The organism is Pseudalkalibacillus hwajinpoensis (assembly GCF_039851965.1).
GTDB classification, from domain to species: Bacteria; Bacillota; Bacilli; order Bacillales; family Guptibacillaceae; genus Guptibacillus; species Guptibacillus hwajinpoensis_E.
Map to the genome: position 1 here is coordinate 308,618 of NZ_CP156674.1, position 22,322 is coordinate 330,939.

Consider the following 22,322-nt stretch of genomic DNA (forward strand, 5'->3'; position numbering starts at 1 on the left):
CCTTAAATACGAACAAAAAGAAACTCCTTCCAGTAGAAGGAGCTTTTCGCTATTTAAATTGGCTCTTTCCTAATACCTGTAGCGTTAATTCATCCCCCGGTGGATTATGAATGCCTGCACGAACATCACGGTAAAGACGCTCAAGTCTGTGCTTTTTCATTAAACTTCGTCCGCCAACAATTCTCATTGACAGGTCAACAGCTTCGAGAGCTGCGTTAACAGCCTGGTGCTTAGCTGCAAATAACTGGCCCTGCATGTTCATTCGTTCATCAGGATAGCGATCCCACTGATCAGCTACTGAATAAAGAAAGTGACGTGCACCCAGCAACGAAAGTGATATTTTACCGAATTTATCCTGAATATGTGGAACATCTTTTAACGGGATATCAAGGCTATTTGGCTGGTAAGAAGTAACAAAGGAAATTGCCTCCTGTCTTGCTGCTTCCGCAATTCCCAGATAGACGGCAGGGATGTGAAGAAGCCACGCTGGAGGGAGTGATGATGTTTTCCTTTCTTTGTCATATGTTTCAAGAAGTGCTTCTTTTGATACAATAACCTTATCAAGCACGAGATCATCGCTTCTCGTTCCTCGCATACCTAGCGTATCCCACGTATGTTCAAGCGATACACCCTGTTGATCCATTGAGACTAGAAAATCGGATGGTACGCCATCACACGTCGCCTTAACAATTACTTGATCCAGGTGTGGACTTAACGTCGTAAACGTTTTTCTACCTGTAATGGTGTATCCACCTTCAACCGGAGTAGCAATCGTTGCAGGCAGGCCTCCTCTAGTAGGGTCACCTGTCTCTTCCTCTGTTTGAGCACGATTAATAATCACTCCATTTAGAACGTCTTTACACAGCTTTTCATAAACAGACTCGTTCCATGGGCGGCGATCACTTAGATCCTTCATAATACCTAGGTGCCAGCCAATTGATAAAGCCCCTGCCGCTTCACCTTTACCAAGCTCCTCTTGAATTAAGACAAGCTCATAAAGAGAAAGATCCTTTCCGCCATACTGTTCGGGTACAGATAAAGCACTGAATCCTGATGTTCTCATTTGTTCGATGATAGCAGAAGGAATATTCGCTTCTTGATCGATTATCGACGCACTTTCGTTTAGCTTAACACGATGCTTATGAGCTAATCGAACAAGCTCTTCCTCCCGCTTATTTCGAATAAACTGTTGAATCAATTCTTACACCTCTTTCTAATCCTTTTCCAAACATTATGAGTTAAATGCCAAGCAGCTCATCGATGCGGTCTTTCTCAAACCCAATAATCACTTCCCCATCAATCACAATGGTTGGAGTGGACATGGATTGATGGACGTTAACTAATTCATTTTTGGCAGAGCGATCTTCTTTAATATCGAGGAGCTCATACGTGACATCATGCATATTAAAATAGTTTTTTACAAATTCGCACGGCGGACATGCCGGCTGTGTGTACAATTTAACAGTTTTCATTTTTTATCACATCCTGTTACGATTTTACAATTGGTATTTTCTACACCTCACTAAGCTATTGGCGCATTATCGAGATAATTCCGTTTAAAACATACCACCAGCCTTCTGTTCTTTCAACCGTTTCGCTTTTTAAGTGGTGGAACTTCCAGCAGATAAGGGGGTGCTTCATCTCCTTTGATTTATAGGACGGCGGTTGAACTCCACCTAAACCTCATAATAACCTGACGTTTCATATGGGATTTTACTGCACGTAAAGGAAGATAAGAGTTTGTTATTGACCACCCGGGGGAAATAGGGTTGCTGAAGGTGTTTTGAAACTTTTCTCGAAATCTAATCGTATAGAATAGTAACAGAATTCATTCTATTGAAGGAGTGACATACATGGATAAACCTGAACAGGAGAACCAACGCGAAAAAGCTGCTGAAATCATCCAGAATTTCTACCATGAGGATGATACCGATAAAATTCTTCAATCTCTATCAGGACTTGGAGAAGACGCACAGCGGCATGCAGGTGAATCGCTTGAAGCACTGAAACGTCCTGTTAGAGGCATGATCGATCAGCCCGACAATGATCTTCCTGAGAATCTTCATAAATTGCGTGAGCACGTGTCCGAGCTGGAGCCTTCTTACCTTAAGAAAAGTAAATTCAATAAACTTGTCAATCGTGTGATGGGCAGAAATGAAGTTGAACAATATGCAAAGAAATATAAAACAGTGGAATCACAAGTTGAAGTGATTGTGGAATCTCTGTTAACTGGAAAAGATAAGCTGCAGGAAGACAATGTAATGTTAAAAGAACTAAAAGACGTAGCACGTGAGCGGATTTATGGTCTAGAGGAGCAGATGGAGCTTGGTCAAACGCTCATGACGATGCTTGATGAAGAAGCTTCCAAAGACCAGTGGAAGGAAAACCCTCTTCCACTCCAGAAAGCGCAACAAAAGGTCGTCAGTCGAGTGAAAAATATGTCCCAAGCCGTAATGGTCCTTCGTCAATCCATGGCTTCGGTTGATCTTATTATGGAAAATAATGAAAAGCTAGAAGAGGCAATTTTCAATGCTGTTACCATGACAAAAAACATTATTACCGTTACCGCTTCAATTCAGCTTGCGCTTGGGAATCAACAGAAAGTCATTACGGCTGTCCAGAATGTGAATGAAGCAACCGAATCGATGCTTCTTCGTAACGCCGAAATGCTGAAGCAAAATACAGAAGATACAGTAAAAACGCTTGAGAAACCAGCAATTGCGATCGAATCCTTTCGAAAGGCATACAACGATGTATTTGAAGCAATCGATATTACCGAAAAATCAAATGTTCGTATCATCGATAGCGGAAAGAAATTTATAACAGAAATGGACCAGCTTAATAAAGAAATGAAATTAAAATTAGACAGTTCGACGCAACGGCAAAAACAACTTTCTGACGCGGCCGACCGTCTATAAGGACAGGGGGTAATCCGATGGGACTATTTGATTCTCCTGAACCACAGTGGCTTGAGAAGCTTTTACCATCACAGTTTAAGACGGTGGAAGCCTCACTGTTGCAGGATGAGAGCTCAACAAGCTTCCTCTCCTATGCTGAGCATTTGCTTGATGAGTTCATAGATAAACTTGACCCCTCCTCAGATAAACCTCAGAAATGGAAACGGTCCGAGGGTGGATTTACGATATACTTGAAAATCAGAAGGAATCTGATTTTATTCTCTGGCTACGATAGTCAAAAGAACCGAGCATCAACACCCAAGAAGTTTTTTATTCAATGGGAGAGACAGACGTTAGTGAAGAGAAACAGCGGGAGATGTAAGCAGGGAACAATCTTAATTAACGATCGCGGCAGAATTATTAAACGCAATATTAAACGCTCCCCGTATTTCACAGGAATTTTCCAGCGTATTAAATTGCTCGACCACACTCTTATTGGGTCATCACAGTCCAGTACTTTAAATCAAATGGACCCTGCTCTCTTCAACCATCTAGATAGACTAAAGAAAATCGTAGACCATTCGATGATTAGCGGTGTGATTCATTCAAGATCAGCAAGACTCGTTAAATTATTCAGCGAGATACTTCCAGAAATTGAGCTTCTTGACCTTGAAGAACGACACATTGTGAAGCGTATGCTCTCAACAGAATTACCTGACTTACTAACCGGATACATTTCGCTATCTTCTGAGAATAAAGAAATCAGACATCAGGATTTATTTCAAGCGCTCTGTCAAATGGAATTAACGCTACATGAGTTTCTAGAAAAACTAGAAGGCCACCGACTCTCAAGGGTCGATCATCTGCTTAAAGTAAGTAAAATAAGATACGATAAACAATAAAAGCTAGCTGTCTATTGGACAGCTAGCTTTTATTTCTTACACTTCTTGTTCAATATGCTCTTGCATCAGCTTCTGAAGGCGTTCTTCTACTTCTTCCTCTGTTAAACCTTGTTCAGCAACATAACGATTTCTAGGGGAAGTTCTGCATTCATGTGTGCACCCACGTAAATATTTATGCTCGTTCTCCTCTGATGTAATAATTTGCTTATTACATTCAGGGTTAGCACAATTAACGTAGCGTTCACATGGTTCACCAGTGAAGTAATCTTTACCTACAACGACGTGGTCTTTTTGATTAATTGGAACGGAGATTCTTCCGTCGAACACATAACACTGACCATCCCATAGTTCGCCTTTCGTTTCTTCATCCTTACCGTACGTAACAATTCCACCATCAAGTTGGTTTACATCTTCGAATCCCTGGTTAACCATCCAACCTGTGAACTTTTCACAGCGAATCCCACCAGTACAGTAAGTAAGAATCTTCTTATCCTTCTGATCAGCAAGATTTTCTTGGACCCACTCTGGCAAGTCACGGAAGTTCTTAATATCCGGACGAATGGCACCGCGGAAGTGTCCGAGGTCATATTCGTAATCATTACGAGTATCCAGAATGATCACATCTTCCTGTTGCATCGCCTCACGCCATTCTGCCGGCTTCAAGTGCTTACCGCCAACTTCATTGGGATTATGGTCATCCTCAAGACGAAGCGTTACAAGCTCAGGTCGATAGCGCACATGCATCTTCTTAAATGGATGTTCAGTCGCTTCATCAATTTTGAAGAACAAATCAGCAAAACGCTCATCCGCATGCATCATATCCATATAAGCTTGAGTGTCTTCAACAGTACCAGAAGCTGTCCCGTTGATCCCTTCTTCTGATATTAAAATTCTTCCTTTTAAGTTGTTTTCATTACAAAATGTGAGATGCTCCTCTACAAATTGCTCAGCCTGATCAATTTGAACATATTTATAAAACAATAATACGCGGTAGTCTTTATTCATACTCGTATCTCCTTTATTTCACTGAATCCACTTTTCCAGTCGTTGATCCGTTCCAAAATCTTATTATAATAAAATTCTCTCCAAATGCAAAGAGGATGATTTATAGTTCGGACATAATCAATGATACCCTACTATTAAAATGGAATACAGTACAAAACATCACACTATTTTGATTGACGGCTCCACGATCACATTCACGTTTCCTTTTATTGCCCGTGTAATCATACACCCATCTTCAGCACGATGCGCGATAGAATGAATTTTCTCAAGCATCGCTTCATCCGGATCTTCTGCTAAGTAAATCACTGGATAATGATGAATGGATTCAACATGAAGTCTTCCTTCTTCACTTACTGTCAATTTCGAGGAAATTTTTACATCTTCAAATGGAATACCGTTCCGTTCAAGGTATAATCCAATCGTCATAAAATAGCAGGCTGCAGATGAACTTACTAATAGTTCATCAGGGTTTGTTCCAATTCCTGATCCTCCCATTGAGACAGGAATCGAAACGTCAGTAGAAAGATGATCCGTCTCCACCTTTCCTTCCCCCGATAGTCCGCCCTTCCAGCTGCCTTTAAGTTCGAAAATATGATCCATCATAATTACCTCCTTCAGTCAAACTTCCATCAAAGAGATTCTTCATTCCCCTCTAACGCTTTGTTGAACAAATCGGACCTTTAGGGGCAGTTTATCCTCCCATTTGAATGGGGGATTTAATTTTACAGCCCTTTAAGGTGGAATTAACAAAACTCCACTCTTCAAGAGTGGAGTTCCTCGTTAACAATATTGCTCAAATGCACCTGTCAGGTTCTGAACGATCTCTTCCACTTCATGATCTTCAATTTCTTCTCTCGGGATAAAGTGAAGAACCTGTCCATCTTTCAATAATGCCATTGATGGGGAGGAAGGTTCGTGTCCTTCAAGGTATTCTCTCATTTTACCTGTTGCTTCCCGATCCTGACCGGCAAAGACTGTTACAAGATGATCAGGCTTCTTATCATTCTCAATCGCTTCACGAGCAGCCGGTCGAGCAAGACCAGCCGCACAGCCGCAGACTGAATTAATAAATACGAGTGATGTTCCCTTTTTTTCAGCTACAAAGCTTGCTACCTCTGCTGGTGTTGTCAACTCTTCAAATCCAGCTGATGTTAGCTCATCACGCATTGGCTGTGCCATCTGGCGCATATATTCTTCATATGGATTCATAAAATCACTCCTGGTTTTAGTTTGATTTTCTTGCCTGAGTCATCTGATGCCACACAGACCCTTTTGCTTCTTTCCCACCTTTAATTCGTTCAAGCGCCATTCCTGCCTGCATCTTCACTTCAAATTCCGGGTCATGAAGAGCTTTCTCCAGCGCTGGTATGGCGGATTGATCTCCAACTTCATATAAAAACATGGCCGCTCTCCAGCGAACAAGTTTATTGGAATCATTCAATGATTCAATCATTTCAGGTATAGCTTCGATAAAACCAAGGTCAGACATGCAGTCCCCCGCTGTCCGCCTTACTGTAACGGACTTATCACGTAGCGCCTGATACAGTAATGGAAGCACCTCTTTTAATTCTATCATGCCAAGATAAACCGCTGCGAGACGACGAACAGATGCCTTCTCATCGTGTAGCGCTTTCTCAAGCACAGGCAAATCTGAAAGATCAGGATCCATCCCATCGAGCGCTGCATATCTCGCTTTCCAGTCAGGTTGATCAAGCATTTCCAGCGTAACGATTTTCTTATCGGATTTCTTGCGATCTTGCAGTCGATCTGGATCAAATGCAGCTTTCACAAGGTTATCGAGCCGGTCCTCACTGTAAGTAGCGGCAATTTCTTCTGTTACCTCAGTTCCAACTTCCTCAACAGAACCATAGCGCGGGGCCACTTCTTTCCACTCTCGCTCCATCACCATGTTCTCTGAAGCTGAAGAGGCTTTCATAGCAGCTTCCATAAAGCGTTCAGGGAGACCAAATCGATGCTCTTCATCCCCTTCTTCAAGCTTCACCTGCATCGGTATGTCGCGGAACATCTGGATAAACACGTTCACTTCTCCAAAATCCCCTACAGCAGAAGGCTGGCCTGTCGGTGCTTCTTCGCTTTCCTGACCAAACGCTTTTCTCGCACCTGGAAGAATGTCTTCCCATGCATACTTCGCATTACGTTCAAGTGCGATAAAATCCATTACATGGTAAAGTCCTTTCACTCCTGGAATCGCCATTAAGTTTTGAATAAAGTCAGGTGCTTCCGTTAGGTCATCGCCAGATTTATATTGACGTGTATCGCCCATTTCTAATTCCTGATCCAAGTTAATTTTCATCGAATTTGGACTTGGTGTCGGTTCGATTGAAACAATCTTCACGCAATCGCCCCCTTCTATCAGTGATTTTATCATATGTGAAGTCACTCTACCATTAGAGTGAATCACTCTTCAAGCTTCACTACTTTAGCGTTTTCTTTATACTCATTATAAAAAGCTAGTACTTCTTCCACATATTCATCACTCTGGTTATAAGCAAAAAGAGCACTCTCAATTCGACCCTCACTGGCACCATTTGCAGAAAGGTAACTTGCAGCAGTATACGCGGCATCCGTTACGTTATAGGGATCAGCTTTTCCATCTCCATCCCCATCTTTTCCATACCCTCCATATTTCTGAATAAGTTTCGGATTTGTGATGTCCACAAGGTCGTCTTTATCCAATTCACCAAGCCGACTCCCTCCATAGCTCCAGCCAATCCAGGTAAGAGGCATAAATTGGTAATGACCGATTGCGCCTTTAGGACTTTTAAGGGTTGGCATCGTGGAAAACTTCGTTTCCACTCGGTGAACAGCGGCTAATAACTCCCACTGCACATCATATTCATCACCAGCCTCTCGATAAAGATCAATGTATTCTTCAGGCACTTGCGCTTTACTTAGTGGTGTTGACAGAGAAGCTGGTCCCTTTTGAAGTACAGTTCCAATAACAACACTCACCACGATCGTGATGATAATCAGCATTCCTGTTCGTTTCACTTGCTTTCTTCCTTCCTAGCTGTGCTCTTTCGTATCTGAAAATTCTTCACTTGGAAGATGAATCCATTTCCCAAGATATCCATGGTCATAAAGGGCTTTAATTAGTATTAAAAGTATCGGTGATAGAATTACCCCCGCGATTCCGAATAAGGAAAGAGATATGATCATAAAAGATAAAATTGTAAACGCGGATACCCCAAGAGAATCGCCTGTTATCTTTGGCTCCATAATTTGTCTTACTAGCATTACAACGGCAAGTAAAATCAATAAGGAAACAGCAAGAGTGGTTTCGCCAATCGCCAAAAGGTAGATAGCCCAGGGTAAAAATATCGCTGATACACCAAGCAATGGAAGTACATCAAAGAAAGCAGATAAAAGAGCTAATGTAAAAGCGTTGTCCACACTCAGGACTAATAGGCCACACAGAACGAGAACAAACGTGATCGTAATCAGCTTAAGCTGCGCCTTCAAGTAAGCACCTATACCGCTCAATACATTTACTTTCAAGAAAAAGTACGCCGTTTTGAAAGTATTTGGGGTGCGCTTTTCAGCAATGCGTTTCCACATCTCAATTTCAATACTGAGGAAATAAGCCAGCACAATTCCCACAATGAAATTGATTACAAGCGTTGGAATTGATGTAATAAAGGCAAAAATACTATTAAGAAAAGCTGTTAACATGAACGAAGCCTTTTCTACAAGTGTAAGTGAAAAATCCTGTGCTTTTTCAAGGACATCAGGTGGTAATGCGTTCATTTGAAGTTGGCCCCACTCCACATAGCTCATTACCTGTCCCTGAAATGTAGCGACGTAACCCGGGATTAATTCAATTAAATTTTGAAGCTGAAGCACCACGATCGCTCCTGCGAGAAAAACAGTACTAACAACAATAAGAACAAACACTAGCGTCGATATCGTTGTAGCAGCTGTTTTCCCCACTCCCTTCCGATTTAAAAAACGAGCGAATGGTTCAATGATCAAGAAGATGACATAGCCAACAATAATCGGGGCGGCGATATCAAATAAGAAACTGGAAACCAGCATGATCAAGAATACAGTTAATACAATAAGACCAATATCAAAAGCTGTTCTTGCGTAGCGTCGATAAAAAGTTAACATCATGTCACCTCAACAAATATCCATTTATCGTAAGCATATCGGTTTTTTGTCAAAATTTCCATCGGAGAACTGGCAAACACATTTATTTGTCGTATTCAGATGTGCAAGAGAAAAGCAAACGGTTAAAGTTAACTCTGTTAATGAATGGTGTTTACATTTAGCTCATTTACTCCATATATTGGTTTTACCCCATGCCCATCAAGCTAAGGCATATCATTATCCCCAAAATGAAAAAAGCGCTATCCTTTCTTTAATAAGATGAAAAGGATGGTGTTTTTTTTATGGGCTGCGAGGTTTCAGCTGAACTGACCCTCTTTTCACAGGAATTACAACAATCGTTGTCGCCAAAAAGGCTTCAAAAGCTAGGGAAAAAGGTCGGTTTTGTGCAAAGAAAGAGCAAGTACCAGACGAAAGATTTAATCGCGTTGTGTGTTTGGTTAAGTCAAAAAGTCGCAAGCACTTCCTTAACACAGTTATGTAGTGGTTTAGAATCTTCAACTGGTGTCTTAATGAGTCCTGAAGGACTCAATCAACGATTTAATCCTACGGCTGTCGAGCTCTTACGACATGTTTTTGCTTCCTTGCTTACTCAAAAATTGTCTACTTCTCAGGCTCTTTCTCATCGTTACGTTTCACAGTTTCGGAGTATACGAATCTTGGATTCTACGACCTTTCAATTGCCGGATGTTTTTGCCGACACCTATCAAGGATCTGGAGGCAGTAGCCATACAGCTGGAGTGAAAATCCAACTGGAATATGATCTTCTCAGTGGCCAATTCCTGCATGTTCATTCGGGTGCAGGTAAACAAAATGATCGAACCTACGGTTCCACGTGCTTACAAACGGTACAAACTGATGACTTATGCATACGTGATTTAGGATATTTTGACCTGAATGATCTCCATCAAATGGATGAGAAAGGAGCTTATTATATCTCTCGCTTAAAATTAAACACTCGGATTTATCTGAGGAACCCTAATCCTGAATACTTCAAAAATGGAACACCGAAAAAGCAAACCGAATATATTCAATTAGATATGGAAGAGATCATGCATCAATTAAAACCAGGACAAACCCATGAGATCTCTGATGTTTACATTGGAAAGAATCAAAAACTGCCGACTAGAGTTATTATCCACCGACTTACGGAAGAGCAAACCCGAACACGATTGGAAAACCATGCGGTAAAGGAGAAAAAGAAAGGCATTATCATGAAAGAACGGAGCAAACGTTTGAGTGCTATGAATGTATACATAACGAATGCATCAATGATAGATGTCCCTACGGGACACGTGCACGATTTTTATTCGTTACGTTGGCAAATTGAATTACTCTTTAAAACATGGAAGTCTTTCTTTGAAATAGATAACTGTAAAGAGATCAAAAAGGAACGTTTAGAATGCCATCTCTATGGTCAACTGATTGGTATACTTCTTTGTTCTTCTACCATGTTTCAAATGAGGCAGCTACTCCTGACCAAGAAAAAACGAGAACTCAGTGAATCAAGCGATACAAAAAAACACCCAAGAAGTATCAAAGATCCTGCTTCGCCTGTTTACCCTCCTACAGAAAAACGGACGAAAATCCCACCGATATGAGAAAAAAACAGTCTTCGATATATTGGGTATTGTCTATCAGTATACCATGTGTCACGAGAAAGTTGCCTAGCGTTAAGCATTAAAAAATCCTCGGTTTCACGTTTATTTGGCATGCCTTCCTTTAGTAGAATGGAACTGATTTTATAAGAAAAAGTCGATCTTTACTTTTCACTGTAGTTAGCTTGAGGGGACATGTGGTTTTACCCTAAAAATAAGAAAAAGAAGGGTTTCCCCTCCTTATGCACGTCATTTTTGAAGCATATTGTTAGGGTATTCAGCTGGAAGTCCAAAATAGTAACCCTGTCCGTACGTCATACCGACTCCACTACAAAAATCCGCCTTTTCTTGTCGCTCGATCCCCTTCAGCAAGAAGGGTTATCCCCTCTTCACGTGCTAAGTCAACAAGATCGAACAAGTTCTTCTGCTTCTTAGCATCCTGATCACAAAACGAGATGGCGCTCCGGTCAATCTTCGCATAATCCGGCTTTAACTGAATGAGCATTTCTTGTGAGGCGTATCCAGCACCTACATCATCAAGTGCCACTTTCATGCCTCCTTGTTTGTAAGTTTGGAAAATGGTTTTCAAATGCTCAACTTCTTCAATCTTCTCTGTCTCTACAACTTCAAAAACAAGGTCGCTCGGATCGACATCATACTGTTCCACTGCTTGAAATGTTGTTCGCAGGCTATGGGCAGGGTCGTATATCGAGGACGGGAGAAAATTAATAAAACGCTTTATTCCTTTCGGAAGATGTTCTGCACTCAAACGGATGGAAGCAATTCTCGTTGCACTATCCAAAAATGACTGTAATCCAGCTCCCTTCTCATCACGAGTATCCCTTTCAACCTTTGATTATACAGGACCCATATATAAAAAGCATGGGATGGCCATCCCATGCTTTTCTTATCGGTATATTTGTTAACTATTTTAATAGATTTAGATAAAGTTTCATATATTTTGCAGAGGACGCTTCCCATGAATAGTCAAGACGCATCGCTCGAGTCACTAGTTTTCTCCATGTGATGTCATCATGATGATATAGATCAAGAGCAAGCTTAATTGCACCTAACATTTCATGGGCATTGTAGTTAGCAAAACTAAAGCCGTGTCCTTCTCCAGTGAATTTGTTGTAAGGCTTAACAGTGTCCTTTAATCCACCTGTTTCCCGAACAATCGGCAAACTTCCATATCGAAGTGCTATTAGCTGACTGAGTCCGCACGGCTCAAATTGAGAAGGCATTAAAAAGAGGTCGGAAGCGGCATATAACTTCCTAGCAAAGCTATCATCAAAATAAATATTCGCTGAGAATCTTCCTGGATAGCGCGCTTCCGCTTCACGAAGCATATGTTCATAATGCTGATCACCAGTTCCTAATACGACAATTTGTACGTTCTCTTCTTCCATCATCTGTGGGAGCACTCGAAAGAAAAGATCGATACCTTTTTGCTCAACGAGACGCGTAATCATCGCAAGAACAGGAATACCTTCTCCAACCTGAAGACCGAGTTGTTTTTGAAGGTCTGTCTTGTTTTTTTCCTTCAAAGGATGGCTAGCATGAAACGTGTACGGAAGGGCTTTGTCGCCTGCTGGATCATAAATTTTGGTATCAATTCCATTTACAATTCCTACAAAATCAGCTTCCCTTTTTCTCATAACCCCATCCAAATATTCTCCAAAGTATGGCTGTTTAATTTCATCAGCATAGGTTGGGCTAACGGTAGTAATGTAATCTGAATATACTAAGCCACCTTTCATAAAGCTTACGTTGCCGTGAAACTCGACACCCTCATTATTAAAATGGAGCTCACTTAAATCAAGGAGGTCATGAAGAATCGATTTCGGAAATACACCCTGGTAGCGCAAGTTATGAATGGTGTAAACGACTTTAATGGATTGATAAGACGGGTGATTCCGGTAATGAGCTTTCTTCAAAACAGGAATCATCCCTGTTTGCCAATCATGACAATGGAGAATATCCGGTTGTTCTTCAAGATAAGGAATCGCTTCCAAGACGGCCTTACAGAAGAAAGAGAATCTCTCACCATCATCAAAATAACCGTAGCTTCCACTCCGTTTAAAATAGTATTCATTATCAATAAAATAGTACGTAATGCCATTATACTTCATCATTTCAATTCCACAGTATTTGTGACGCCACCCGACAGATACTGTGATCGTTTCCTTGAGCTCAAGCTGATTTTTAAAAGATTCATTCATATCTTCATACTTTGGCAAAATAACCGATACATTGGCTCCCTGCTTTTGAAGGGCCTGCGGGAGCGCCCCAATCACATCACCAAGCCCTCCAGTTTTTATAAAAGGATAGCCTTCAGACGCTGCAAATAAAACATTCATTTCTAGTTCCTCCTGCTATATGACCGTTGATTTAGCAATGACACGCGGTTCATCTTCAGATGTAACTTTTTCGTTCTGTGAAACAGACACATCTTTATCTAAAATGACGTTCTCAATGACGGCGCCTTCACCGATCTCACATTTCTGCATGATAATGCTATTTCGAATAACAGCACCCTTCCCGACGCGTATGCCTCTGAATAGAATGCTATTTTCCACAGTACCTGAAATTGTACAGCCATTCGCAATCAGTGAATTTGAGACGCTTGAGCTCTCAAGGTACTTTGCAGGTGATTCGTGCTTAACCTTTGTATAGATTGGCCCTTTGTTGTAGAAAAGCTCCTGAGTCACGTTAGGATCAAGCATCTCCATGCTGTATCGGTAATAACTCTCGATATTATCAATGAAAGTAACATAGCCTCCAAAATGGGAAGCATGTACATGATAACGATCCAGACTACCAGCAATCGTTTCATTAATCGAATGAAACTTGCCGGATACAACGCTTTCTTCTACCATTGAAATTAAAAGGGAGGATTTCATAATGAAAGTATTCAAATATACATTATCCCCTGGCAATGGCTGGACACCCAGGTTTAGTCGATCAACTCGCTCATCATCATTTGTATAAAGAACGTTATAATTTTCTCCACTTGTATAAGGATCATCACATGGCTTATACACAACTGTAATATCAGCATTTTGGGCTTCGTGCTCATTAATCACCTGGTCAAAATCTACGTTCCAAACAAGCTGTCCATTCGTTACGACAACATAGTGTGAAAGACTTCTTTTGAAGAACGAAATGTTTTCATAAAAGGAATGAATATCTCCTTTACTTTTGCGCTCATCATCGGCAGGAGGCTGAAAGAACAGACCGCCCTGATGACGATCAAGATCCCATTCACGACCTGAGCCAAGATGGTCAAATAGTGAACGGTATTTCTCACGAGTAAATACAGCAACCGTGTTCACTCCTGCATTGGTCATATTGGACAACGAAAAATCAATTAATCGGTACCGCCCTGCAAACGGAACAGAGGCGAAGCTCCGATGATTGGTTAACTCACTAAGGGTGTTTTTTTCATCTACTAGATTAATAACTCCTACTACTTTTTTCATCGTTTCATCCCCCTATCCTATTTTGGTACTGATACAATCTCCCCGTCAGCAATTAGTGAAATAGAGCCATCAGCTGAACCAAGCGACATTCCATCTTCTACAACTGTACCGCTTTCAACAATAGCATTTTCAATTGTCACATTTGCTCCGATTTTTACATTCGGCATAATGATTGAATTTTTGATAGTGCTTCCAAGTCCTACATGCACGCCATAAAATAGAACAGAACGATATACATCGCCGTATACGACACACCCTTCGTTAACAAGTGAGCGCGTAACTTTCGCTTGAGGAGCAATATATTGTGGTGGTTGGTTAGGATTTACCGAATAAATTTTCCAAGCTGGATCATTTAGGATCAGGGATGGATCATCATCAAGTAAATCCATGTGCGCTTCCCATAGACTTTGAAGAGTTCCCACATCTTTCCAATACCCACTGAATGAGTAAGCAAATACATTCTTTTCATCTTCAATCATTGCCGGAATGATATCTTTTCCGAAATCATTAGAGGAATCCGGATTTTGCTCATCTTCAGTTAAATACTTTTCAAGCGCTTTCCAATTAAAAATGTAAATCCCCATCGATGCGAGATTGGTCTTTGGTTCAGCAGGTTTCTCTTGAAATTCCACAATTCGATCTTCATCATCAGTATTCATAATTCCAAAACGACTCGCTTCATGCCACGGCACCTCAAGAACAGCAATCGTAGCGTCCGCACCGCGTTGTTCATGGTAATCAAGCATTTCGGAATAGTCCATTTTGTAAATATGGTCACCAGAAATAACAAGTACATATTCTGGATCGTATTGTCTAATATAGTACATATTCTGATAAATGGCATTTGCTGTACCGCGATACCATTCTCCGCCTTTTTGACCCATGTACGGAGGAAGGACGGAAACCCCGCCGTTCTTACGGTCCAGATCCCAGGAACTACCAATTCCGATATAAGAATTAAGTATGTACGGCTGATATTGCGTCAATACGCCAACCGTATCAATACCGGAATTACTACAGTTACTTAAAGTAAAATCAATAATTCGGTACTTCCCTCCAAATGGGACTGCCGGTTTCGCTAGACGTGTTGTCAATTTTCCAAGTCTTGTCCCCTGCCCTCCTGCAAGCAGCATTGCTACACAACGTTTATTAGACATAGCGATTTCTCCTCTCAAGGTTGCTTTTATTTTTTTTGCCGAGAATCACAATTCCAAGAGGTGGGATCTTCAGCATTAAACTGTTGGGTTGATCATGATAAGGTTTCTTTTCACTATGAAGTTCATCTGCATTTAACTGACCTGATCCACCATATTTTTCTTGATCGCTAGTGAACATTTCGATATATGTGCCTGCTGACGGGACACCAATGCGATAATCGTAATATACATTGGGTGAAAAATTGATAACGACGATATCACAGTCGCCCTTCGCTTTCCCTTTTCTCATAAATGTGAGCACAGACTGGTTATTATCGTTTGCATCAATCCATTCAAAGCCTTCAGGTTCATGATCAATTCGCCACATTGCCCTAGAATCGATGTAGAAGTGATTTAACTCTTTGACATACACGTTCATTTTTTTATGCATGTCGTAATCAAATAACATCCAATCTAGTTCTGAAGTGTCTTTCCATTCGTCGTATTGACCAAATTCTCCCCCCATAAAGAGAAGCTTCTTGCCCGGATGAGCCATCATATAGCCATAAAGTGATCGAAGGTTGGCAAATTTCTGCCAGTAATCACCCGGCATTTTATTAAGAAGCGACTTTTTCCCATGTACAACCTCATCATGTGAAAGAGGAAGCAGGTAATTTTCTGAAAAAGCATAGAAAAAGGAAAAAGTTAATAAATTGTGATGGTGTTTCCGATCATCCATATGGAGTTCCATATATTTCAATACATCATTCATCCAGCCCATATTCCACTTATAATTGAAGCCCAGACCACCCTCATGAATTGGTGCGCTTACAAGCGGATAATCGGTAGATTCCTCAGCCATCATGAGCGCATTGGGATACTTTTCAAAGATCGTCCGGTTAAGTTTCTGAATAAATTCCTTAGCTGCTGCATTCTCGCCTTCCTCACCACCACTCTGATGATCGTGATGATAGAGTAGCATCTGGGAAACAGCATCAATTCTAAGGCCATCAATATGGTAATAATCAAACCAGAAAACCGCATTGGAAATGAGGAAACTCACTACTTCTGGCTTGCTATAATCAAAGTTATATGTCCCCCAATTATGGCGTTCTGCTTTCGCTGGATCAGAAGGTTCGAAAACCGGTCCTCCATCAAACTGTCCCAGGCCATGGGCATCCTTACAAAAATGGGCTGGTACCCAGTCAAGAATAACACCAATATCTTCCTGGTGGCAGTGATCAATGAACGCTTTTAAATCATCAGGTTGACCAAATCGACTTGTAACGGAGAAATATCCGGTAACTTGATAGCCCCACGACTTGTCAAAAGGGTGTTCCATCACAGGCATAAGTTCGATGTGAGTATACCCGTGCTCTTTCACATATGGAATGAGCTCATTCATTAAATCCTTGTATGAATAGTAATTTCCATTTTCCTTCCTACGCCATGAACCCGGGTGAACTTCATAAATCGAAAGAGGCCCATGATAAGGCTCGGTTTTCTTTCGCTTATTCATCCATCTGGTATCCCGCCAGACGTATTCATCCACTTTCTTTACTATGGACGCTGTTTTCGGTTTCATTTCGGAGTAGAAAGCATAGGGGTCAGACTTCATTAAAATCTCCCCATTTTGTGTCTCTACAGCGTACTTATAAAGCTCGTTCTCTGAAAGCTCCTCGATAAATAAAGACCAGATACCTGATTCTTCTATCTTTTTCATCGGATGAGCTGTGGGATCCCACTGATTGAAATTCCCTGTTACAGATAATGCTGCAGCATGAGGAGCCCAGACTGTAAAGCGGACTCCAGATCGTCCATCTTCTACTCTAATATGAGCGCCCATAGAACGATATGCTTGAAATAAATTCCCCTGATGAAATAAGTACCGATCGTAATCTGTCGGCATCGATACAGCCATTGCGACACCTCGCTCTCGTTAATAAAGTGAATATTAATAAAGTGAATCTTCCATCCGAGGGGTTTTACTGCCCCATACGGCTGGTATAAATAGAGGGATTCCACCTTCATCCTCTACATCTAACTAATTCGACACGTCATGCAGGTTTCCCTTTCAAAAAATAAAATGTCGAATGATACCATTATTTTTCTTCAAATTTCGAGGTTTTTTTACAAAAAAAAACGGTCTGCGAAAAGATTCGCAGACCTGGTGTGACATTAGGATACATTCTCTTGCATTTCATTCATTCTTACCTGAAGCTGATATGCCATTGAAATCGACCATGCTAGCGGCGTGTTTTTATTTGGAATATCGGTGCCTCCGATATACAATTCTGGAATTTTACCGCTTTCTGGGGTAATACTCATCGTCTTCGACCAGTATTCACTCATTTTATCAAGTACGCCAATTTGCTCGAAACATAATCCGAGCCATGGAAATCCGAAACACCATTCCGCTTCGCTGCCTTCATTATAGTACTGATCGTTATCATAACGGATAATGCCTCTTTTACGTTCCAAACGGCCTGTCACTCGATCAAGAATTTCAATTGCCTGTTTTCTTGTCACAACGTTCAAAGGATAAATTAAGGATAATAGCGATAAATCCGTTTCTTTCGTCTTACTTTCACAGGGGAGGAGGCAATTAAGCGCTTCTTCTCCTTTTTCAATCATGTAGGATCGAACATCCACTAATGTTTTAACTGCTTTTAATCCTGCCACACAAGCTCCAATACTTGATGCATGAACTTCCACATTCTCTTCCCACATTCCGTTATCAGGGCTTCTCCAGTATTCTAAACACTCAAGATAATCGACGAGTTTTTGAACAATGCGATGGTCTACTTTATCTCGTAACATTGGCTTACCTGCTTGAATTCCCTCACCGATACCATGAAGCATGATTCCTATTGCATCATTCTGAGCATGACCCCATTCAACAGGAATTTCATCAAGGCTTTTTGAATACCTTGCATGAATGTGTTCATGTAAATAATGTGGCTTTTGCTCCGTATGGATGTCAAGCTTCCATTCATATTTCCTGAGTAGTGAGAACAGCGCATGATATGCTTTTTCATATCTAGTGCATTTTGAGTTTAAATATGGCATTACCGCATAGCATACATCCCTGACCCATACATAGTCATAATCATCAGATGTACTAGCTACATATGCTCCATTTGGTAGTCGCATGCTTTCAAGTACACTGTGCAGCTTCTGTTGATTCATAATTCTCACCTGCTCCTTATTTTTTACTACAATTATACCCTATTCGACAATTTTAAACCTTTTGAGCACAAAAAAACCGACCCTTGTATAAATGGGTCAGTCTAAAGTCTGGTTTATTGCTGTAATTTCAGTCGATTCTGGTTCGATTTGATAAACATAATCAATATAAGAAAGAAGCTCATCTCTGGCTGCTTTCACTTTAACAAATTCAGTTTCACGGATAAATGCGTGAATGAATTGTTCAATCCTTTTAGAAAGAATGTCATCCTCAGTTTTCATCATCAAAACGCTCAAATCAATGCATGCGCAATGATGTGTGTAATAAAGAGCTTTGTCATAGTCCGTAATATCCAATGACTTGCCCCCTTTCTAGGAGCTTACCTGTAGTATTCGCCCGGCAGCTCCACTTACACGAAGAAAAAGATAACAGTCATATTATGATTTAATAAAGGTATAGCCGTCTTTTTGTTCGACCTTTTTTTCCTTCAGCAGCTTGCCCATTGCTCGTTTGAAAGCTGCTTTACTTATGTTAAATTCTTTCTTAATTGCTTCAGGATCACTTTTGTCAGTAAATGGCATTTCCCCATCTCGTTCCATCATATAGGAAAGAAGACGATCGGAATCTTCAAGCCGAGCCTCTTTCACAAGCGGTCGTGTTGAAACATTCACTCGTCCGTCTTCTCTTACGAAGGTAATCCTCATCGTAAGTCGCTGGCCAAGTCGTACCGGCTCTTTCATCTCATCTTTATGAAGATAAGCAAGGTATCCTTCGCCTGTTAAAATCGAGACGCCATCATCTAGTAAGCGAAAAACAAGGCCTTCTACTTCAGCGTTTTTGCATTCAGCTGGAGCGTTGACAGAGAGCTCTTGGATTTCTTCAAATTTACTTAAGTCCGCAAACAAACGCTGCTTTTTATCAAGCTTTAGTCCGCAATATAATTCGTCACCAATCGCTGGCCATGTTGCCCAGTCATATGGAAGATCATCTTTCGAAAGAAGCATGTCCTTTTGAATCCCTACATCCACAAAGACACCCAGACTGTGCTTAACTTCAACCACTTTTAAAATCGAAAACGAGTCGAGCGTTACAAGCGGCATTGTTTCTGTTGCAGATAGTCTACCTTCATGATCATGATATAAAAACACCTTCACATTATCGTTTTCCTCATAATGATTTTTAGATTCTCTCTTATGAAGCAATACATCTTCATATCCATTTGTTAAAAAGTAGCCGTATTCTTGAATACGTGCTACACGTAATTGTGTAATTTCTCCTGCTAGTAATTCACTTGACAACTTGATTCACGCCTTTCTTTTTTCTTGTCTTAGTATATCACTTCACTCACATCTATTTCCCCTCTTTATCATAAAACTTATGATCCTGTAAATACTAACATCGACACAAACGAAAAAAGGAGCAATGAACCATGTCAACGTATCGAAAAGTTGAAGAAATGTTAAAAAATGCTCATGAACTCGTTGAATATGCAGATGAGCAGCTACAGCTTGCTACCAGACAAGAATCTGTTGTAACCGATAAAGGATACACGGAAACACAGCAGCTTCTAGAGCGTATGTCGATTGAGCTTGATAAAATGATCCACAGTGCAAATCCCGAACAGCGCGATGCCCTCTCGAGAGCCCAGCAGCAAATTCAGGATTGCCAGAATGACTTTATTTTAGGATTTGATACCTAAGGGCTGCATGTTGCAGTCCTTTTTGCTTGACCTTAAGAGAACGAACCGAATTCACTCGCTAACTTCTGCGAATGCTTCCTCCGCGCTTTTCTTGCTTTCATTCGCTCATATCCGCCATCATAGACGAACTTTTCTTCTTCTGTTTCAGGAATAGCCTCAGGGACTTTAGACGGTTTGCTTTCTTCATCTAATGCTACAAACGTCAAAAATGAAGTAGCGCACACTTTCTTTTTTCCAGTTACTACATTTTCAGCAAAAATTTTCACGAACACTTCCATCGATGTATTATGAGTCCAGCTTACATAAGATTCAAGACTCACGACCTCACCTTCCCTGATTGGACTTAAAAAATCGATGGAATCAGCAGAAGCCGTCACAACCGCTGATCGCGCATGCTTAGATGCTGTAATCGCTGCGATATCATCGATATAAGCCATCAGCTTCCCTCCGAATAGTGTTCCATGTGTGTTTGTATCAGAGGGTAGGACAAAGCATGATTTCGTTGTTCTTGATACGCGTATTAGTTTTTTGGTTAAAGCAAAGTCTGACATTTTTTTCTCTCTCTTTCTAGAAAAGTCCTATTGTCGTTCCATCCCCTATAACGTCCATATTCAATGCAGCCGGCTTTTTTGGTAATCCAGGCATTGTCATAACGCTTCCGGTAAGGGCAACGATAAAACCGGCACCGATCGAAGGGCGGAATTCTCGAATCGTTATTTTAAATCCTGTTGGACGTCCGAGCAATGATGGATTATCTGATAGGGAATATTGTGTTTTAGCCATGCAAACAGGTAGCTGGTCCCAGCCGTTTTGATCAAATTCCTTCATTTGTTTCATGGCTTTTGACGTGAACTCCACACCGTCTGCACCATAAATTTCTTTAGCAATGGTTTCGATTTTTTCTTCAAGAGATGCATGCAGTTCATAGATCGGTTTAAAATGATTTTCTTTGCTTTCAATTTCTTGAAGCAGCGTTTGAGCAAGCTCTATTCCGCCTTTTCCTCCGCGTGCCCACACATCTGTCAAAGCCACCGGAATATCGTTTTTTTCACACCAGTTGAGCAAGGAATTGACTTCAAGTTCCGTATCGGTAACAAATCGATTTATCGCAACGACGAAAGGTATGCCATATTTCTTGATGGATGATACATGATGCTCAAGGTTGGCAAGTCCGTTTTGAAGAGCTCTAACGTCTTCTTTCTTCAGCTTGTCTTTCGGAACCCCACCGTGCATCTTTAACGCACGAATCGTTGCGACGATAACTGTAGCAGCTGGATCAATTTGTCCCGCCCTGGTTTTAATATCAAAGAACTTCTCGGCACCCAGATCTGCCCCGAAACCAGCTTCCGTAATAACGTAGTCAGAAAGCTTCTGAGCCATTTTTGTCGCTGCCACGCTATTGCAGCCGTGTGCAATATTCGCAAATGGTCCTCCGTGAATAAGGGCTGGCGTATTTTCGAGTGTTTGTACAAGGTTTGGATTCATCGCGTCTTTTAGAAGTAACGTGATCGCTCCCTGTACACCTAAGTCAGCAACCGTAATTGATTCCTTTGTTGTGCTATAGCCAATAACAATGCAAGATATCCTTCTCTTCAAATCCGCTAAATCGGATGCTAGACAGAGAATGGCCATGATCTCAGAAGCAACTGTAATATCAAACCCGTCTTCCCGAGGCACTCCCTGTGTCGCACCTCCAAGACCAACGACCACCTGTCTCAGGGCACGATCATTTAAATCTACAACGCGTTTCCAAGTCACACGCCTTGTATCAAAACCAAGTTCATTCCCATGATGAATATGATTGTCGATTAAGGCGGACAGGGCATTATGTGCAGATGTAATGGCATGGAGATCACCTGTAAAATGGAGGTTAATATCCTCCATTGGCATAACCTGGGAGTACCCTCCACCTGCTGCTCCACCTTTAATTCCCATGCTTGGCCCAAGAGAAGGCTCTCGCATGGCAACAATGGCTTTCTTCCCAATTCGGTTTAATGCTTGAGCAAGTCCAACTGTAACCGTGCTTTTTCCTTCTCCAGCAGGTGTCGGATTGATGGCAGTTACGAGCACTACTTTTCCGGAAGGATATTGGTTTAAGCGCTTCATACTATTTAGTGAAACCTTGGCTTTATAGTGACCATATGGCTCCCATTCTTCTTCTGTTAATCCTAAGTCATAAGCGATTTCACTAATCCGCTTCATTTGGGACCCTTGAGCAATTTCAATATCGCTCTTGATTGTTAGTTCTGATTTCATAAAATCCCTCCATCCAATGAAATACGTCTTTT

At 41.2% G+C, this 22,322-nt stretch carries 21 protein-coding genes and 1 pseudogene; 4 read left to right on the forward strand and 18 right to left on the reverse strand.

Features of this window, described 5'->3' with window-relative positions:
- Positions 1-49: 49 nt before the first annotated feature.
- Together ABFG93_RS01520 and ABFG93_RS01525 are read right to left on the reverse strand one after the other, a co-directional pair.
- Complete coding sequence (locus tag ABFG93_RS01520) at positions 50-1,198, reverse strand: acyl-CoA dehydrogenase family protein (protein ID WP_347550217.1); 1,149 nt, start codon at positions 1,196-1,198, stop codon at positions 50-52.
- 40 nt (positions 1,199-1,238) lie between these two features.
- Positions 1,239-1,472: a glutaredoxin domain-containing protein gene (locus ABFG93_RS01525; RefSeq protein WP_347550218.1), complete on the reverse strand. Its 234-nt coding sequence runs from the start codon at positions 1,470-1,472 to the stop codon at positions 1,239-1,241.
- Positions 1,473-1,853: 381 nt separating this feature from the next.
- Here ABFG93_RS01525 and ABFG93_RS01530 point away from each other — a divergent pair, with 381 nt between their 5' ends.
- Positions 1,854-2,918, forward strand: a complete 1,065-nt coding sequence (locus ABFG93_RS01530) for a toxic anion resistance protein (RefSeq protein WP_347550219.1) — start codon at positions 1,854-1,856, stop codon at positions 2,916-2,918.
- Between the two features lie 17 nt (positions 2,919-2,935).
- Positions 2,936-3,799 (forward strand): hypothetical protein, encoded by an 864-nt coding sequence (locus ABFG93_RS01535; RefSeq protein ID WP_347550220.1) that lies wholly within the window; start codon positions 2,936-2,938, stop codon positions 3,797-3,799.
- A 36-nt stretch (positions 3,800-3,835) separates the two neighbouring features.
- Here the strand turns inward: ABFG93_RS01535 and ABFG93_RS01540 are convergent, their stop codons facing one another.
- The 6 genes from ABFG93_RS01540 to ytvI all read right to left on the reverse strand — a co-directional run bounded on the left by ABFG93_RS01540 (position 3,836) and on the right by ytvI (position 8,938).
- Positions 3,836-4,804, reverse strand: a complete 969-nt coding sequence (locus ABFG93_RS01540) for a rhodanese-related sulfurtransferase (RefSeq protein ID WP_347550221.1) — start codon at positions 4,802-4,804, stop codon at positions 3,836-3,838.
- Positions 4,805-4,963: 159 nt separating this feature from the next.
- A complete protein-coding gene (locus tag ABFG93_RS01545) occupies positions 4,964-5,407 on the reverse strand; it encodes an OsmC family protein (protein WP_347550222.1) in 444 nt (147 codons plus the stop codon).
- A gap of 177 nt (positions 5,408-5,584) precedes the next feature.
- Entirely contained in the window at positions 5,585-6,013 is a 429-nt protein-coding gene (locus ABFG93_RS01550) for a BrxA/BrxB family bacilliredoxin (protein ID WP_347550223.1), read from the reverse strand.
- A gap of 16 nt (positions 6,014-6,029) precedes the next feature.
- A complete protein-coding gene (locus ABFG93_RS01555) occupies positions 6,030-7,160 on the reverse strand; it encodes a conserved virulence factor C family protein (protein WP_347550224.1) in 1,131 nt (376 codons plus the stop codon).
- A 62-nt stretch (positions 7,161-7,222) separates the two neighbouring features.
- Positions 7,223-7,816, reverse strand: a complete 594-nt coding sequence (locus tag ABFG93_RS01560) for a lytic transglycosylase domain-containing protein (RefSeq protein ID WP_347550225.1) — start codon at positions 7,814-7,816, stop codon at positions 7,223-7,225.
- A 15-nt stretch (positions 7,817-7,831) separates the two neighbouring features.
- Complete coding sequence (ytvI, locus tag ABFG93_RS01565; protein ID WP_347550226.1) at positions 7,832-8,938, reverse strand: sporulation integral membrane protein YtvI; 1,107 nt, start codon at positions 8,936-8,938, stop codon at positions 7,832-7,834.
- Positions 8,939-9,216: 278 nt separating this feature from the next.
- Here ytvI and ABFG93_RS01570 point away from each other — a divergent pair.
- Positions 9,217-10,603, forward strand: a pseudogene (locus ABFG93_RS01570) (IS4 family transposase).
- 255 nt (positions 10,604-10,858) lie between these two features.
- Here ABFG93_RS01570 and ABFG93_RS01575 read toward each other — a convergent pair.
- The 8 genes from ABFG93_RS01575 to ABFG93_RS01610 form a co-directional block, all read right to left on the reverse strand.
- Positions 10,859-11,332 (reverse strand): EAL domain-containing protein, encoded by a 474-nt coding sequence (locus ABFG93_RS01575; protein WP_347550227.1) that lies wholly within the window; start codon positions 11,330-11,332, stop codon positions 10,859-10,861.
- A gap of 124 nt (positions 11,333-11,456) precedes the next feature.
- Positions 11,457-12,890, reverse strand: coding sequence for a glycogen synthase GlgA (gene glgA, locus ABFG93_RS01580; protein ID WP_347550228.1), 1,434 nt, complete (start codon positions 12,888-12,890; stop codon positions 11,457-11,459).
- A gap of 15 nt (positions 12,891-12,905) precedes the next feature.
- Positions 12,906-14,012: a glucose-1-phosphate adenylyltransferase subunit GlgD gene (gene glgD, locus ABFG93_RS01585; protein ID WP_347550229.1), complete on the reverse strand. Its 1,107-nt coding sequence runs from the start codon at positions 14,010-14,012 to the stop codon at positions 12,906-12,908.
- Between the two features lie 17 nt (positions 14,013-14,029).
- Positions 14,030-15,169: a glucose-1-phosphate adenylyltransferase gene (locus ABFG93_RS01590; protein WP_347550230.1), complete on the reverse strand. Its 1,140-nt coding sequence runs from the start codon at positions 15,167-15,169 to the stop codon at positions 14,030-14,032.
- Entirely contained in the window at positions 15,162-17,069 is a 1,908-nt protein-coding gene (gene glgB / locus ABFG93_RS01595) for a 1,4-alpha-glucan branching protein GlgB (protein WP_347550231.1), read from the reverse strand. Before glgB ends, ABFG93_RS01590 begins: the two co-directional genes overlap by 8 nt.
- A gap of 257 nt (positions 17,070-17,326) precedes the next feature.
- Complete coding sequence (locus ABFG93_RS01600; RefSeq protein WP_347550232.1) at positions 17,327-18,337, reverse strand: glycoside hydrolase family 15 protein; 1,011 nt, start codon at positions 18,335-18,337, stop codon at positions 17,327-17,329.
- Positions 18,338-18,433: 96 nt separating this feature from the next.
- A complete protein-coding gene (locus ABFG93_RS01605) occupies positions 18,434-18,691 on the reverse strand; it encodes a YhdB family protein (RefSeq protein WP_347550233.1) in 258 nt (85 codons plus the stop codon).
- A gap of 81 nt (positions 18,692-18,772) precedes the next feature.
- Entirely contained in the window at positions 18,773-19,633 is an 861-nt protein-coding gene (locus tag ABFG93_RS01610) for a CvfB family protein (protein WP_347550234.1), read from the reverse strand.
- Positions 19,634-19,764: 131 nt separating this feature from the next.
- Here ABFG93_RS01610 and ABFG93_RS01615 point away from each other — a divergent pair, with 131 nt between their 5' ends.
- On the forward strand, positions 19,765-20,034 hold the full coding sequence (locus ABFG93_RS01615; protein ID WP_347550235.1) for a DUF2524 family protein: 270 nt from the start codon (positions 19,765-19,767) through the stop codon (positions 20,032-20,034).
- Between the two features lie 32 nt (positions 20,035-20,066).
- Here ABFG93_RS01615 and ABFG93_RS01620 read toward each other — a convergent pair whose 3' ends face one another.
- Both ABFG93_RS01620 and ABFG93_RS01625 read right to left on the reverse strand, forming a co-directional pair.
- Positions 20,067-20,471, reverse strand: coding sequence for an acyl-CoA thioesterase (locus ABFG93_RS01620; protein ID WP_431522034.1), 405 nt, complete (start codon positions 20,469-20,471; stop codon positions 20,067-20,069).
- A 130-nt stretch (positions 20,472-20,601) separates the two neighbouring features.
- Complete coding sequence (locus ABFG93_RS01625; RefSeq protein ID WP_347550237.1) at positions 20,602-22,290, reverse strand: formate--tetrahydrofolate ligase; 1,689 nt, start codon at positions 22,288-22,290, stop codon at positions 20,602-20,604.
- Between the last annotated feature and the right edge of the window lie 32 nt (positions 22,291-22,322).